Raw genomic sequence first — 727 nt, forward strand, 5'->3', positions numbered from 1 at the left:
CTCAGAGCCCGTTTGAGAATGTGCTCAGTGGCTGATGCGGCGTAGGAGCAAGCTGCCCATGGCGACGTGGATGAAGGCTTCGGAGACATCGAGCCTGGCCTCGTAATGGCGCACCAGGCGGCGCCAGCAGACCATCCAGCCGCAGGTCCGCTCGACCACCCATCATCCGTCAGCAGACGGATGATCCGCTTCCCAAAAGGACCGCGGTCAGCAGACCGCGGAGGCGGCGGGGGAGGAGCTTGAAGCCTGGCTCGTGATCCATGCGCCAGACGATCTCCATGACGAAGTCGAGGAAGGCCGCCTTGCTCATCAGCTTGCCACGGTCCCCCGGGTCCGGCTTCGCCGGCCCGAAGGCAGGCTCCGGCACCATCGGCGAACAGGTGCTTGAGCCAGGGCCACCGCTTGCGGATGGCGGCCAGGATCGTCTGGGCACCGGCGCTGTCCGCGATGTCGGCGCTGGTCAGGTTGACCATCAGCAGCCGGCATCGGTGTCAACCGCGATGTGGCGCTTGCGGCCCGCACCTTCTTGCCAGCATCGTAGCCTCTGGTTACCCCGTGCGGCGCCTTGATCGACTGGCTGTCCAGGATGCCGCCGGACGGGCTCGCTTCCCGCCCGGCTCGGTCGCGATCCAGCATCAGCGCCACATCGTGGATGGTGCGGAACAGCAGGAGCCGCACAAACCGCCGGAACCACCAGTACACCGTCTGCCCTGTCAGCTTCGCCGAC

Annotated in this window: 1 pseudogene; it reads right to left on the reverse strand. The window is 66.6% G+C overall.

Annotated elements, in window-relative coordinates:
* Positions 1–24: 24 nt before the first annotated feature.
* Positions 25–727: pseudogene (locus tag EQG76_RS31450) on the reverse strand (transposase); the annotation flags it as partial.

This window comes from Geminicoccus flavidas, from assembly GCF_009806515.1.
GTDB classification, from domain to species: domain Bacteria; phylum Pseudomonadota; class Alphaproteobacteria; order Geminicoccales; family Geminicoccaceae; genus Geminicoccus; species Geminicoccus flavidus.